Raw genomic sequence first — 12,787 nt, forward strand, 5'->3', positions numbered from 1 at the left:
GCCCGCCTTCACCGCTGGTCGGTGCGGGGCTGGAACGACGGCACCCGCCCTCCGCCCGCGGGCAGGACGCCGGCGAGGGCCGCGGCGAGTTCCGACAGGGCGAAGGGCTTGCGCAGCACTGCGGCCCCGTCCGGCAGGGAGGCGGCGTCCGCGTAGCCGGTCATCAGGAGCACGCGCAGGCTCGGTTGCAGGGCGAGCGCCCGTGTCGCCAGCTCGCTCCCCGTCATGCCGGGCATGGCGTAATCCGCCAGGAGGAGGTCGATCGCCCCCTCGCCGCCCAGGATGTGCAGGGCCTCGGCGCCGCTGCCGACCGCCACGACCGCGTGGCCCATCTCTTCCAGCAGAGCCTCGGCCGTGGCGCGGACCTGCGGATCGTCGTCGACGAGCAGCACCCGCCGGCGGCTCACGGCACTCGCGGTCCGCGCCCGCAAGGGCTCGACGCGCGCGGTCGCGCCCCTGGCCCGGGGCAGGTAGAGCGACACGGTCGTGCCCTCGCCGACGCGGCTCTCGACCGTCACCTCGCCGCCGAGCTGCTTGGCCGTGCCGTAGACCTGCGCGAGGCCGAGCCCGGTGCCCTTGCCCTGCGGCTTGGTCGTGAAGAACGGCTCGAACAGCCGCTGGAGCACCGCGGGCGGCATGCCCTCGCCGGTATCGGTCACTCGGATGCGGACGAAATCACCCGGGGGCAGCACGGCCGCGCGGGGCTCCGAGGCGCCGATATTGGTGGTCTCGATGCGCAATTCGCCGCCCTCCGGCATCGCGTCACGGGCGTTCACGGCGAGGTTCAGCACCGCGAGTTCGATCCGGTTCGGGTCGGCCAGGGCCGGCCACAGCTCGGCGGAGAGCCGGGTCGCGACCGCGATGGTGCCGCCGAGCGTCCGGTGCAGGAGGTCGGCCATGCCGGAGAGCACGCCGTTCAGGTCGGTCGGGCGGGCCTCCAGCCGCTGCCGGCGCGAGAAGGCCAGCAGCTGCTCGGTGAGCGTCGCCCCCCGCCGCGCCGCCTGATGGGCGTTGCGGAGCAGCCGCAGCACGCGCTCGTCCGTGACGCGGCGCTCGGCCAGCTCGACCGAGCCCATCACGGCGGCGAGGAGATTGTTGAAGTCGTGCGCGACCCCGCTGGTGAGCTGGCCGACCGCCTCCATCTTGCGGTTCTGCGCCTCCTGCTCCTCCGCCTCGCGCCGCAGCCGGGCGAGTTCGAGGTTCGTCCGCACCCGGGCCTGCAGCTCGCGCGCCGAGAAGGGCTTGACGAGGTAGTCGTCCGCGCCGGCTTCCAGCCCCTCCACGCCGGCCTCGGCGCCGGCGCGGGCCGAGAGCATGATCACCGGCACCGTGCAGAGGGCGGGGTCGCCCCGGACGGCGCGCGTGAGCGCGATGCCGTCGAGCACCGGCATCATCACGTCCGTGAGCAGGAGGTCGGCCTTGCCGCCGCGCAGGGCCGCCAGGGCCGCCCCGCCATCGGCGACCGCCACCACATCGTGGTCGGGACCGAGGAGGCGCGCGACATAGGCCCGCATGTCGGCGTTGTCGTCCGCGAGAACGATGCGGCTCCGCGCCTCGGGGCCGGCCCGCGACCCGGCGCCCCGGGGCAGCGGCACGACGTTCGCGGCCGGCAGCCAGCGCAACGCCTCCTCGACATAGGCCCGGGGGAGACCGCCCCCATCGGCCGCCTCCTGCGCCGCGACGATCCGGTCCGGCGGGAGGTGTGCGGTTCCGGTCGGGAGGGTCACCGTGAAGGTGGTGCCCCGGTCCAGCCGGCTCGTGACCGCGACGGTCCCGCCATGCATGCCGACGAGTTCCCGCACCAGCGCCAGGCCGATGCCGGTGCCCTCGTGGGAGCGGCTGCGGCTGCCCGCAATGCGGTGGAAGCGCTCGAAGACCTGCGGCAGCGCCTCGGCCGGGATGCCGACGCCGGTGTCGCTCACGGTCAGGCGGATCGCCCCCCGGACCGGCTCCAGCCGCACGGTGATGCCGCCCTGGAAGGTGAATTTCAGGGCATTCGAGAGGAGGTTGAGGACGACCTTCTCCCACATCTCGCGGTCGACATAGGTCGGCTCGGGCAGCGGCGGGCACGCGACCGTGAGCGTCAGCCCGCCCCGCTCGATCGCCGAGCGGAAGGTGCTGGCGATGTCCGCCGTGAGCGCGGCGAGGTCGGCTTGCGCGAAGCTGGCCTGGGCGCGGCCGGCCTCGACGCGGGAGAAGTCGAGCAGCGTGTTGACGAGGCGCAGGAGGCGCAGCGCGTTGCGGTGGACGACCTCCAGCTCCTCGCGGGCGCGCGTCTCCAGGCCGCCCGCCGCCAGCACCTCCTCCAGGGGACCCAGCATCAGCGTCAGTGGTGTGCGGAACTCGTGGCTGACATTCGAGAAGAACTGCGTCTTGGCCCGGTCGAGTTCGGCGAGCGCTTCGGCGCGACGGCGTTCCTGCTCGTAGGCGCGGGCGCTGCGCAGGGCCGTCGAGATCTGGCCCGCCACGAGGTTGAGGAAGCCGGCATAGCCCGCGTCGAGCGCGCGGCTCGGGCTGACCCCGACGACCAGCACGCCGAGGGGCGCCGAGCCGACCTCGCCCGCGATCGGCATGGTCAGCGCGCCATCGACGGGATCGCCCCAGAAGCCGCCCGTCATCCCGACATGCGGGGCGAGACCGGTCACCGGCACGCTCTCGCCGGCCAGCGCGCGCTCGAACGGCCAGGACGCGGAGGGGGATGCGGCCGGGTGGGCCTCGTCGATGCCGGACACCGCCGCCCGGCGCAGGCCGCCCTCGGCCTCCCTCAGGAACAGGAGCGCGAACGGCACGTCGAGGCGGTCGTCCGAGAGCGCCGCCGCGATGTCGGCGCAGGTCGTCTCGACGCTGCGGCTCTCGCCGGCCTTGGCCGCGAGGTCGCGGAGCAGGCCGAGACGCCGCTCGCCCACGACCTGGGCGGTGACCTCGCTGCACACCGCCAGCATGCCGACGATGCGGCCGTCGTCATCCTCGGCGGGCGCGTGCGAGACGCTGAAATAGGCCTCCTCGCGGTAGCCGGCCCGCTCCATCAGGAGCGGCAGGGCCGGCGTCCAATTGGCCTCGCCCGTCTGCATCACCCGGGCGATCATGGGGCCGAGCGTATCCCATCCTGCGGCGAGCGTGATGCGGATGTCGTTGCCGAGCGCGGCCGGATGCCCGGCGCCGATGAGCTTGGCATAGGCATCGTTGTAGATCTGGGTGAATTCGGAGCCCCAGGTGAGGATCATCGGGTATTGCGACGACAGGAGCGTACGCACGGTCGAGCGCAGGCTCTGCGGCCAGGCGGAGACGGGGCCGAGCGGCGTGCGCGACCAGTCGAGGGCGCGCGCCAGGGCCCGCATCTCGCCTTGCCCGGCGAAGAGGGTGAGGGCCGCGGGGTCCGGGTTGGTCATGAGCGGACCATGGCGATCGCTGCTTCCGATCGCAACAATTTAGGGCGCGTTTGGATTGGGCGAGGTCTCACCGGCGCGGAGCCGCCCGGCGCCGCGGGCCAGGGCCCGGCCGGTTCGGGACACCCGCCCCGACGACGCGATGCAGCGCTTCGAAAGGCGCGCGGGAACAACTTGTGCGGGTTGTGCGCTGATCCCCGGCTCGGATCTCTCCAACTGATCGCCGGCCGGGGCGCCGCCCCGTGCCGGCATTCTTCCGGGTCCTCGATCGCGAGGCGACCGTGCGAGGATCGGCGATCGGCCGCCGCGTCCGGCCGAGACCGTTCGCCTTCGCGATCTCGGAGCGCGTGGCCGTGTAGTTCGCCGCCATGATCGGATGATCCGCCGGCAGGCCCCACTCCCGACGGGACTGCTCCGGCGTGAGACCATCGGTCGCCACGAGCCGCTTCAACGACTTGTACCGTCGTCCGTCCTCCAGGCTGACGATGTCGCCCGGGTGATCGTCCTCCTGATCGGGACCGGGGGCGTGGGCTTGGAAGGCGCCTGCGCCGCGGGCCGACCGGGCGTCACGCGTTGGCCGTACACGCTCTGGATCAGGGCCGGCCGGTCACCCAGTGGAACGTTGTTGCGAGGGACGTGGGCCGACACCATGTCCGCGGTCAGCGTGATCTCACCATGGAGGGATATGTCCATATCGACCATGGAGAACTCCGGGATGCATGAAAATGCAATCTGAGAGTGTATTTCCAGTGGAAAGACAAGCCGCGATTTTGGAAGAATCCGGCCACGCTCCCCCGCCGACCCGGCGCAATCGATTCTCCAGGCTGGCAAGCGGATGAGCCGGTGCGGTCCGGCATTCCGCCGAAACGATCCGGTCGGACCGGCGCCGCGCCGTGGACGAGGCCGGCATCAGTCAAGACCCACCGTCCGACTGCCGGCCCGGCCCCATCAGCCGGCGAGGGCCAGACGCCGTCCCGGATGCGGGCCGTCCGGCCTGACGAGCCAAGCGACGTCGCCGGAGCGCGGCATCGCAGCCTGCGACGGCCGCTCGGGCTTCGCGATCAGGATCGCCGTGCGGAGCGCCAATTCCCGCGCCATTCGGGACACGCCCGCCCACGTCATCATCTGCCGGGTGTGGGGATCGGCATCGATGGCCGCCTTGATGTCGAGGCCGATCCCGTTCGCGATCTCACGCCAAGCCGGCCCGGGGTCGGCAATGTAGGCGTCGACCGCCGCTTGCAGATCATCCCGGCTCAGGATGTCCAGCCTCAACAGGTCGCCGATGGTCGGCCGGTCCGCCTTACCGGTCATGTTGCCCTCCCGCATGGTCTATGGAAGGGGGTATGCACCACGCATATTTCAGCAGGATTGCATGAAAGCGCGTTCATCGCTCGGTCCGGGCCGCATGGCGCGATGCGGCCGTCGAGCGGTGATCAGGATCCTCGAACCGGCTGCCGGGATCCCGCGGGAATGCATCGGGCGGAGGGCGCCGCCTCAATCGATCGAGGTGATCACCCGCCGCGAGCCCGGATCGACGATGTAGGTACCCGTCTCGGCGAGGAAGTAGCCGTAACCCTCCAGGCGCGGGTTCTGCGCGATGACGACCGTAGGCAGGGGGTCGAACGCCACATGCTTCGGAGCGACCGACCCGGCCGGTAGCGGCCGGTCGAGCCAGATCCGGTTGACGTGGTGCTGCCTGGCATATCGCTTGATGAGCGCACGGTGATGCGAAGCGATCTCGACGGCGTCGTGTTGGCGCGCGACCGTCTGGGCAGCCGCGGCGCCACTGACCAGCATCGACACTGCAACAGCCAAGGGAATGCGCTTCATCGCACGATTTCCAATTGATCTTATGCCGATAGCACCACCGTTGATTATGGTAATGCAACCATTGATTGGTCAAGCGAATCCTTTTCAGGTTGCACAGGATCGTTGCGGCTGTCGCCCACGCCCCCACCGGTGTCGGCTTCGGGAGGATCCGATCGCTGGAGCCGTGATGGGCACGACCGAGCGCCTGTCCGCGGCGCCGGATCGGCCACGGCCTTCCTGCGCCTCATTCGCCGCGGCGGTCACCGGTTCGGTGGTGGCAATGATGCGAAACCAAGAACCTCGGCAGAATCGCCCTGTGCAGTTGCGCTCAGGAGATCGGCGGTCTCCTGTGCCGCCACAGGACATCCGTGAACGGCAGGTCGGCGAGCGGTTGACCTTCGGCATCCATGATCATGAAGCCGCAGCACATCGGATCGCACTGCTCTTTGACCAGATCCGCGGCCATTCCCGGCACGGCTTGAAATGCTTCGAGATAGGCATCCTCGAAGCCGCTCAGCTGGAGCCCGAACGCGTCCCGTGCGGCACCTCCGGGTGTGCGGAGATGGAAGAAGTAAAGCGGCATCGGGACCCCGCGGATACGGTCGATGATCTTTCCTCTTCGTCAATACAGCGCCTGATGTCGCTCACGCAGGTTATCGCCCCGATGATCAGGACCCGCGCTCCTGCGCCAGGATCACCGGGCAGGGACCCTGGTGCTGCCGGCCGGGCCGACCGCCGGCGGGCCGGGATGGGTGCCGGCCAACTCGCGGAGCGCGTCGCAAACCTGTAGCAATCTTCCAAGAAACACCGATCGCGTCGGTCGAGACGGGATGGAGATGCCTCATGTCGAAGATCGGCACCTGCCTCTGGTTCGTTCGGGATGCGGAGGACGCCGTTCGCTTGTACGTCTCGCTCGTGCCCGGCTCCAGCCTCGGACAGATCCTGCGCGCGCCGGGACCCTGGCCCGGCGGCGAGCCCGGCGACGTGATCATGCTGACCTTCACCCTGGGCGGGCAGAGCTTCCAGGCCCTGAACGGCGGCATGCCGGCCGATTACGGCACGGCCGCCTCGATCTCCGTCTCCTGCGCGGATCAGGCGGAGGTCGACCGCCTCTGGGAGGCGCTGACATCCCAGGGCGGGTCGGAGATCATGTGCGGCTGGCTGCGGGATCGCTGGGGCGTTCCCTGGCAGATCGTGCCCGAGATGCTGCCGCGCCTGCTCGCCGATCCCGATCCCGCGGTGGCAGCCCGGGTGTTCACGGCCATGCAGGGCATGGTCAAGCTCGATGTCTCGGCCCTGGAGCGGGCCGCCGCCGGCACCGAGTAAGGTGGGCGCCAGATGCGCTGTGCGCGGCCCGGGGCGCTCCCGTCCCGGGCCGTCGGGTCGCGATCCGCCTACAGGGTGGCGGCGAGGGCCGCGAGCTGGTCCGCGCAGCGTCCCCAGCCCTCGTGGAAGCCCATGGCCTCGTGGGCGTCGCGATCCTCGCGGCTCCAATGCCGCGCGCGGGCGGTGTAGCGCGTGCCCCCCGCCTCGTCCGCGAAGGTGATGATCGCGGTCATGAACGGCTTCGCGGACGGCTCCCAGCCCGGCCGGTAGGCATCCGTGACGACGAGCCGCTCGTTCTCCACCACCTCCAGGTAGACCCCGTGATGCGGATGCTCGGTGCCGTCCGGCGCACGGATCACCACGAGGTTGCCGCCGCCCGGGCGCGGGTCGAGTTCGGCCCGGGCGATGGTGTAGGGGTCGGGCGCGAACCAGCGCCGCAGCAGGTCGGGATCGGTCCAGGCGCGGTAGAGCGCAGCGCGCGGCGCCGGGATCAGCCGCGTGAGCACGAGGTCGCGATCGTCCGTCGACAGGGGCGTGTCCATCCGGCGTCTCCCGCTCAGCGCTCGGGCCGGCTCTTGTTCTCGGGCTGCTTCTTGGGCTGGTTCATCGCCCAGGTGATCCCGAACGGGTCGCGCAGCTGGCCGTAGAGGTCACCCCAGAACATCTCCGCCACCGGATTCACCACCTCGGCGCCGGCCGCCACCGCGCGCTCCCACCAAGCCGCGATGTCGTCGACCGGCAGCAGGAGGTTGAAGCCCTGCGGCGTCTTCCAGGGATGGCCGTGATCCGGATAGGCGTCGCTCATCATCAGCGAGCTGCCGTTGACGTGAAGGTGCACGTGCATGGTGCGGCCCTTCTCGTCCACGGGCATGGCGGCGACGATCTCGGCGCCGAAGGCCCGCTCGTAGAAGGCGGCGGCCTTCATGGCGCCGTCGACGGTCAGGTAGGCGACCACTCCGCCCTTCACGGCCGGGGCCGGCTTCGTCTCGGTGCTCATCGCTCTCAGGTCCTCTCGCGTGCGGCCTCTTGTCGGGCCCGCCCCGAGGACGATCGGGGCGGACCGGATCCGACACTCCCCGCGAGGATTTTCTCGGCGCCGGTCCGCCCCGGGTCTCATCCGGTTTCCGGTCGATCGCCCGGCGATTGCCGAGGCAATCGCGTCACGACGCAGGACACCGGCTTCGCTCAAGCGTGCGCCGAGCCCTGCTCCGCGCCGCGCGGGCTGGTGATTCCGGTGTCCGGACGATCACGTCCGGACACCGGATCAGAGCGGCTTCTTCAGCAGACGGGCGAACAGCCCGACGATGCCCTCGCGGAACAGGAGCACGCAGATCACGAACACCACGCCCTGGATGATCGTCACCCAGGCGCCGAACTGCGCGAGGTAGTTCTCCATGGCGACGATCACGAAGGAGCCGATGATCGGCCCGAACACCGTGCCCATGCCGCCCACCAGCGTCATCAGCACCACCTCGCCCGACATCGACCAATGCACGTCGGTGAGCGAGGCGAGCTGGAACACGATGGCCTTGGTGGCCCCGGCGAGGCCCGCGAGCGTCGTCGAGAGCACGAAGACCGCGAGCTTGTACTGGTTCGCCCGGTAACCGAGCGAGATGGCGCGCGGCTCGTTGTCCCGGATCGCCTTCAGCACCTGGCCGAAGGGCGAGTGGATGATGCGGTAGATCAGCAGCATGCCGAGGAAGAAGATCGTCGCCACGAGCGCGTAGAGCACCCGGTCGTCGGCGAGGCTGATCACCCCGAACAGGTTGCCGCGCGGCACCGCCTGAATGCCGTCCTCGCCGCCGGTGAACTTCGCCTGCAGCGAGAAGAAGAACACCATCTGGGCGAGCGCCAGGGTGATCATCGAGAAGTAGATGCCCTGGCGGCGGATGGCGAGGGCCCCGAAGACGAGGCCGAGCAGGGCCGCGGTGAGCGTGCCGGCCAGGATCGCGAGTTCGGGCGTCAGGCCCCAGACCTTGGCGCCGTAGGCCGCGATGTAGCTCGCCATGCCGAAATAGGCGGCGTGTCCGAAGGACAGGAGGCCGCCGTAGCCGAGGAGAAGGTTGAAGGCCAGCGCGAACAGCGCGAAGCACAGAACCTTCATCAGGAAGACGGGATAGAGGACGAGTGGCAGCACCGCGAGGGCGACCGCGATGCCGATGAACACCATGCGGTGGAGCGCCTTGGCGTCCCTGCCCTCCGGCAGGGCGCTGGCGATGGGGGCGGCGTCGGACGCCGTGGCGGCGGAATGGGCCATCTCAGGCGGTCCTCAACAGACGGATGAGCGGGATGATAGACATCAGGCCGTGCGCCCGAACAGGCCGGCGGGCTTCACCAGGAGCACCAGCACCATGATCACGAAGATCACGGTCGAGGAGGCCTCCGGGTAGAACACCTTGGTGAGGCCCTCGACGAGGCCCAGCGCGAAGCCGGTGACGATGGAGCCCAGGATCGAGCCCATGCCGCCGATCACCACCACGGCGAACACGACGATGATGATGTCGGCGCCCATGTTGGGGTTGACCGAGTAGACCGGCGCGGCGAGCACGCCCGCGAAGGCGGCGAGCGCCACGCCGAAGCCGTAGGTGAGCGTGAGCAGGAGCGGCACGTTCACGCCGAAGGCCTGGACCAGGGTCGGGTTCTCGGTGGCGGCGCGCAGGTAGGCACCGAGCTTGGTCTTCTCGATCACGAGCCAGGTGGCGAGGCAGACCACCAGCGAGGCGACGACCACCCAGCCGCGGTAGTTCGGCAGGAACATGAAGGGCAGGCGCTGGCCGCCCGACAATTCGCCGGGGATGGCGTAGGGCAGGCCCGACACGCCGTACTGGTTGCGGAACAGGCCCTGGATGATGAGGGCGAGGCCGAAGGTGAGCAGCAGGCCGTAGAGGTGGTCGAGCTTGTACAGGCGCGCGATCAGCAGCCGCTCCAGGATCACCCCGAACAGGCCGACCAGCAGGGGCGCCAGCAGCAGGGCCCACCAATAGCCGATCCCGGCGTAGTTCAGCAGCATCCAGGCTACGAAGGCGCCCATCATGTACTGGGCGCCATGGGTGAAGTTGATGATGTTGAGGAGCCCGAAGATGATCGCGAGGCCGAGCGACAGGATCGCGTAGAACGAGCCGTTGATGAGGCCGAGCAGGAGCTGTCCGAACAGCGCCTGCATGGGAACGCCGAAGATCATGGTCATGGGGATCAGCGACTCGTGGGTGGGGAGCCGGAAGAGGCGGGGCCGCTCGGGCCCCGCCCGGGGTCAGCAGGTGCCGGGAACGACCTTGGCAGAACTGCTCTGGGCACTTCTGTTAAGGTCCTTGGTTTCGCATCATCGTCTTCGCCGAACCGGTAACCATTCCGGCGAATGATGCTTCGGTCAGCTCTTGCCGACCAGGGGGCAGTTGCCCTCGCTCAGGGGCCGGAAGGCCTCGTTGCCCGGGATCGTCGCCAGGGTCTTGTAGAGATCCCAGGGGTTCTTCGACTCGGCCGGCTTCTTCACCTCGAACAGGTACATGTCGTGGATCGTGCGGCCGTCCGCGCGGATCGAGCCCTTGCCGAAGAGCGGATCGTCGGTGGGCAGTTCCTTCATCTTGGTCACGACCTGCGTGCCGTCCTTGGCCGACTTCAGCGCCTCGACCGCCTTCAGATAGTGGAGAACGCTCGCGTAGACGCCGGCCTGCACCGCGGTCGGCTTCTTGCCGCCGGCCTGCTTGGCGAAGCGGTCCGAGAAGGCCCGGGTGCCGTCGTTGAGGTCCCAGTAGAACGGCTCGGTGAAGACGAGGCCCTGCGCCACCTTCGGCGTCAGCGAATGCACGTCGGAGGAGAAGATCAGCAGGCCGGCGAGCGCCTGCCCGCCCTCGGTGATGCCGAACTCGGCCGCCTGCTTGATGGCGTTGATGGTGTCGCCGCCCGCATTGGCGAGGCCGATCACCTTGGCGCCCGAGCCCTGGGCCTGGAGCAGGAAGGAGGAGAAGTCGGAGGTCGGGAACGGCGTCTTGACCGAGCCCACCACCTTGCCGCCGTTCTTGGTCACTACCGCCGAGGTGTCGCGCTGGAGCGCCTGCCCGAAGGCGTAGTCGGCGGTGAGGAAGAACCACGTGCTGCCGCCGCGCTTGACCATGGCGCTGCCGGTGCCGTTGGCGAGCGCCACGGTGTCGTAGGTCCAGTGCACGGTGGTCGGCGCGCATTGCGGACCGGTGAGATCGGCGGTGCCGGCGCCGGAATTGACGAAGGCCTTGTTCTTCTCGCGGCTGACCTGGGCGACCGCCAGGGCCACCGAGGAGGTCGGCACGTCGAAGATGGCGTCCACCCCGTCGCGGTCGTACCACTGGCGCGCCAGCGAGGCGCCGACATCCGGCTTGTTCTGGTGGTCGGCCGAGACGATCTCGACCTTGAGGCCCTTGTCGGCGGCCTTGAAGTCCTCGACGGCCATGCGGGCGGCGATCACCGAGCCCTCGCCCGAGAGGTCGGCATAGACGCCCGAGCGGTCGTTCAGCACGCCGATCTTCACGGGCGTCTGCGCCAGGGCGGAGCCGGCCGTGAGCGCGGCGAGCGCCGTCGCGGCGAGCAGTCGTTTCAGCATCAGTCTCTCCTCCGGTGGGCGCCCTGTGGCACCGTTGTCGTTAGCCGTGGCCGGTGGCGCGGCGTGCGGCGTCCTGCGTTGCGGCGCGGGGCGATCCGCGCCGGAGAATTGCTATGATGCCGACCGGTGGCCGGACGCGGCTCACACGCCCAGATAGGTGTGGAGCTTGTCGATGTTGGCGTCGAGTTCGGCGTTGGGGATCATGTCGATCACCCGCCCCTGCTCCACCACGAAATGCCGGTCGGCGACCGTCTGCGCGAAGCGGAAGTTCTGCTCGACCAGGATGATGGTGTAGCCCTCGCTCTTCAGCCGGGCGATCGTCCGCCCGATCTGCTGCACGATGACGGGGGCGAGACCCTCGGTCGGCTCGTCGAGCAGGATGAGCTTGGCCCCGGTGCGCAGGATGCGCCCGATCGCCAGCATCTGCTGCTCGCCGCCCGAGAGCTTGGTGCCCTGGCTGCCCGAGCGCTCCTTCAGGTTGGGGAACAGCGTGTAGATCTGCTCCACGCTCATCCCGCCCGGCTTCACCCGCGGCGGCAGCATCAGGTTCTCGTAGACCGACAGGCTCGAGAAGATGCCCCGCTCCTCCGGCACGTAGCCGAGGCCGAGCTTGGCGATGTTGCGCGAGGCCATGCCGATGGTCTCGACCCCGTCGTAGCGGATCGAACCCTTGCGCTTGCCCAGGATGCCGATGATCGCCCGCAGGGTCGTGGTCTTGCCGGCGCCGTTGCGCCCGAGGAGGGTCACCACCTCGCCGGGCTTCACGTCGAAGCTGATGCCGTGCAGCACATGGCTCTCGCCGTACCAGCCCTCCAGCCCCTGCACCGTCAGGAGGGGGGCGGTGCCCGTTGCCGGATTCGTCCTCAGCGCCGCCTCAGCCATGACCCGCTCCGATATAGGCCTCGACCACCCGGGGATCCTTCGAGACGGTGGCGTAGTCGCCCTCCGCCAGCACTTGGCCGCGGGCCAGCACGGTGATGCGGTCGGAGAGCGAGGCCACCACCGAGAGGTTGTGCTCGACCATCAGGATGGTGCGGTTGGCCGAGACGCGCCGGATCAGGGCGGCGGTGCGGTCCACGTCCTCGTGGCCCATGCCGGCCATCGGCTCGTCGAGGAGCAGCATGGCGGGATCGAGGGCGAGCGTGGTGGCGATCTCCAGCGCCCGCTTCCGGCCGTAGGAGAGTTCCACCGCCGGCACGTTGGCGAAGTCCGACAGGCCCACCGCCTCGACGAGGGAGAGCGCCTCGTCGTTGAGGGCCCGCAGCACGCGTTCGGAGCGCCAGAAGTCGAAGGAATCGCCGCGCTTGCGCCGCTGGAGGGCGATGCGGACGTTCTCCTTGACGGTCAGGTGCGGGAAGACCGCCGAGATCTGGAACGAGCGCACGAGGCCGAGGCGGGCGACGTCCGCCGGCTTCATGCCCGTGATGTCGCGGCCGTTGTAGCGGATCGAGCCGGCGGTCGGGGTGAGGAACTTGGTGAGGAGGTTGAAGCAGGTGGTCTTGCCGGCCCCGTTCGGGCCGATCAGGGCGTGGATCGTGCCGCGCTTCACCTGAAGGCTCACGCCGTTCACGGCGCGGAAGCCCTTGAACTCCTTCGTGAGCCCGTCCGTGGCGAGCACGATGTCCGGCGGCGCGGCGGTTCTGGGGGCGGTGGATTCAGCCATCGCGATGCGTCACCCCTGCGTTTCCTCTAT

13 protein-coding genes are annotated in these 12,787 nt (G+C 69.6%); 1 reads left to right on the plus strand and 12 read right to left on the minus strand.

Annotation, left to right across the window (positions count from 1 at the left end; genetic code table 11):
- Positions 1-8 precede the first annotated feature (8 nt).
- The 5 genes from ACE101_RS07035 to ACE101_RS07055 all read right to left on the minus strand — a co-directional run bounded on the left by ACE101_RS07035 (position 9) and on the right by ACE101_RS07055 (position 5,778).
- Positions 9-3,389, minus strand: coding sequence for an ATP-binding protein (locus tag ACE101_RS07035; protein WP_379127189.1), 3,381 nt, complete (start codon positions 3,387-3,389; stop codon positions 9-11).
- 67 nt (positions 3,390-3,456) lie between these two features.
- Positions 3,457-3,825 carry a MucR family transcriptional regulator gene (locus tag ACE101_RS07040; protein WP_379138516.1) on the minus strand — a complete coding sequence of 123 codons (369 nt, stop codon included), beginning with the start codon at positions 3,823-3,825 and terminating at the stop codon, positions 3,457-3,459.
- Positions 3,826-4,334: 509 nt separating this feature from the next.
- The gene (locus tag ACE101_RS07045) at positions 4,335-4,697 is read right to left on the minus strand and encodes a hypothetical protein (RefSeq protein ID WP_379127192.1); all 363 of its coding nucleotides are present in this window, start codon (positions 4,695-4,697) and stop codon (positions 4,335-4,337) included.
- A gap of 183 nt (positions 4,698-4,880) precedes the next feature.
- Complete coding sequence (locus tag ACE101_RS07050; RefSeq protein ID WP_379127195.1) at positions 4,881-5,216, minus strand: DUF1236 domain-containing protein; 336 nt, start codon at positions 5,214-5,216, stop codon at positions 4,881-4,883.
- 307 nt (positions 5,217-5,523) lie between these two features.
- Entirely contained in the window at positions 5,524-5,778 is a 255-nt protein-coding gene (locus tag ACE101_RS07055) for a DUF6894 family protein (RefSeq protein WP_379127198.1), read from the minus strand.
- A gap of 260 nt (positions 5,779-6,038) precedes the next feature.
- Here ACE101_RS07055 and ACE101_RS07060 point away from each other — a divergent pair, with 260 nt between their 5' ends.
- The gene (locus ACE101_RS07060; RefSeq protein WP_379127200.1) at positions 6,039-6,521 is read left to right on the plus strand and encodes a VOC family protein; all 483 of its coding nucleotides are present in this window, start codon (positions 6,039-6,041) and stop codon (positions 6,519-6,521) included.
- 68 nt (positions 6,522-6,589) lie between these two features.
- On the opposite strand, the gene ACE101_RS07065 is transcribed toward ACE101_RS07060, so the two are convergent.
- From ACE101_RS07065 to ACE101_RS07095, 7 genes are all read right to left on the minus strand, one after another.
- Entirely contained in the window at positions 6,590-7,063 is a 474-nt protein-coding gene (locus tag ACE101_RS07065; RefSeq protein ID WP_379127202.1) for an SRPBCC family protein, read from the minus strand.
- A gap of 14 nt (positions 7,064-7,077) precedes the next feature.
- Entirely contained in the window at positions 7,078-7,518 is a 441-nt protein-coding gene (locus ACE101_RS07070) for a VOC family protein (RefSeq protein ID WP_379127204.1), read from the minus strand.
- A gap of 267 nt (positions 7,519-7,785) precedes the next feature.
- A complete protein-coding gene (locus tag ACE101_RS07075) occupies positions 7,786-8,778 on the minus strand; it encodes a branched-chain amino acid ABC transporter permease (RefSeq protein ID WP_379127207.1) in 993 nt (330 codons plus the stop codon).
- 42 nt (positions 8,779-8,820) lie between these two features.
- Positions 8,821-9,708: a branched-chain amino acid ABC transporter permease gene (locus tag ACE101_RS07080; protein ID WP_379127210.1), complete on the minus strand. Its 888-nt coding sequence runs from the start codon at positions 9,706-9,708 to the stop codon at positions 8,821-8,823.
- A gap of 180 nt (positions 9,709-9,888) precedes the next feature.
- Positions 9,889-11,094 (minus strand): ABC transporter substrate-binding protein, encoded by a 1,206-nt coding sequence (locus ACE101_RS07085; protein ID WP_379127213.1) that lies wholly within the window; start codon positions 11,092-11,094, stop codon positions 9,889-9,891.
- A gap of 141 nt (positions 11,095-11,235) precedes the next feature.
- Entirely contained in the window at positions 11,236-11,976 is a 741-nt protein-coding gene (locus ACE101_RS07090) for an ABC transporter ATP-binding protein (protein ID WP_379127215.1), read from the minus strand.
- A complete protein-coding gene (locus ACE101_RS07095) occupies positions 11,969-12,757 on the minus strand; it encodes an ABC transporter ATP-binding protein (protein ID WP_379127218.1) in 789 nt (262 codons plus the stop codon). Before ACE101_RS07095 ends, ACE101_RS07090 begins: the two co-directional genes overlap by 8 nt.
- Positions 12,758-12,787 lie beyond the last annotated feature (30 nt).

Source organism: Methylobacterium carpenticola, assembly GCF_042748905.1.
GTDB lineage: Bacteria > Pseudomonadota > Alphaproteobacteria > Rhizobiales > Beijerinckiaceae > Methylobacterium > Methylobacterium carpenticola.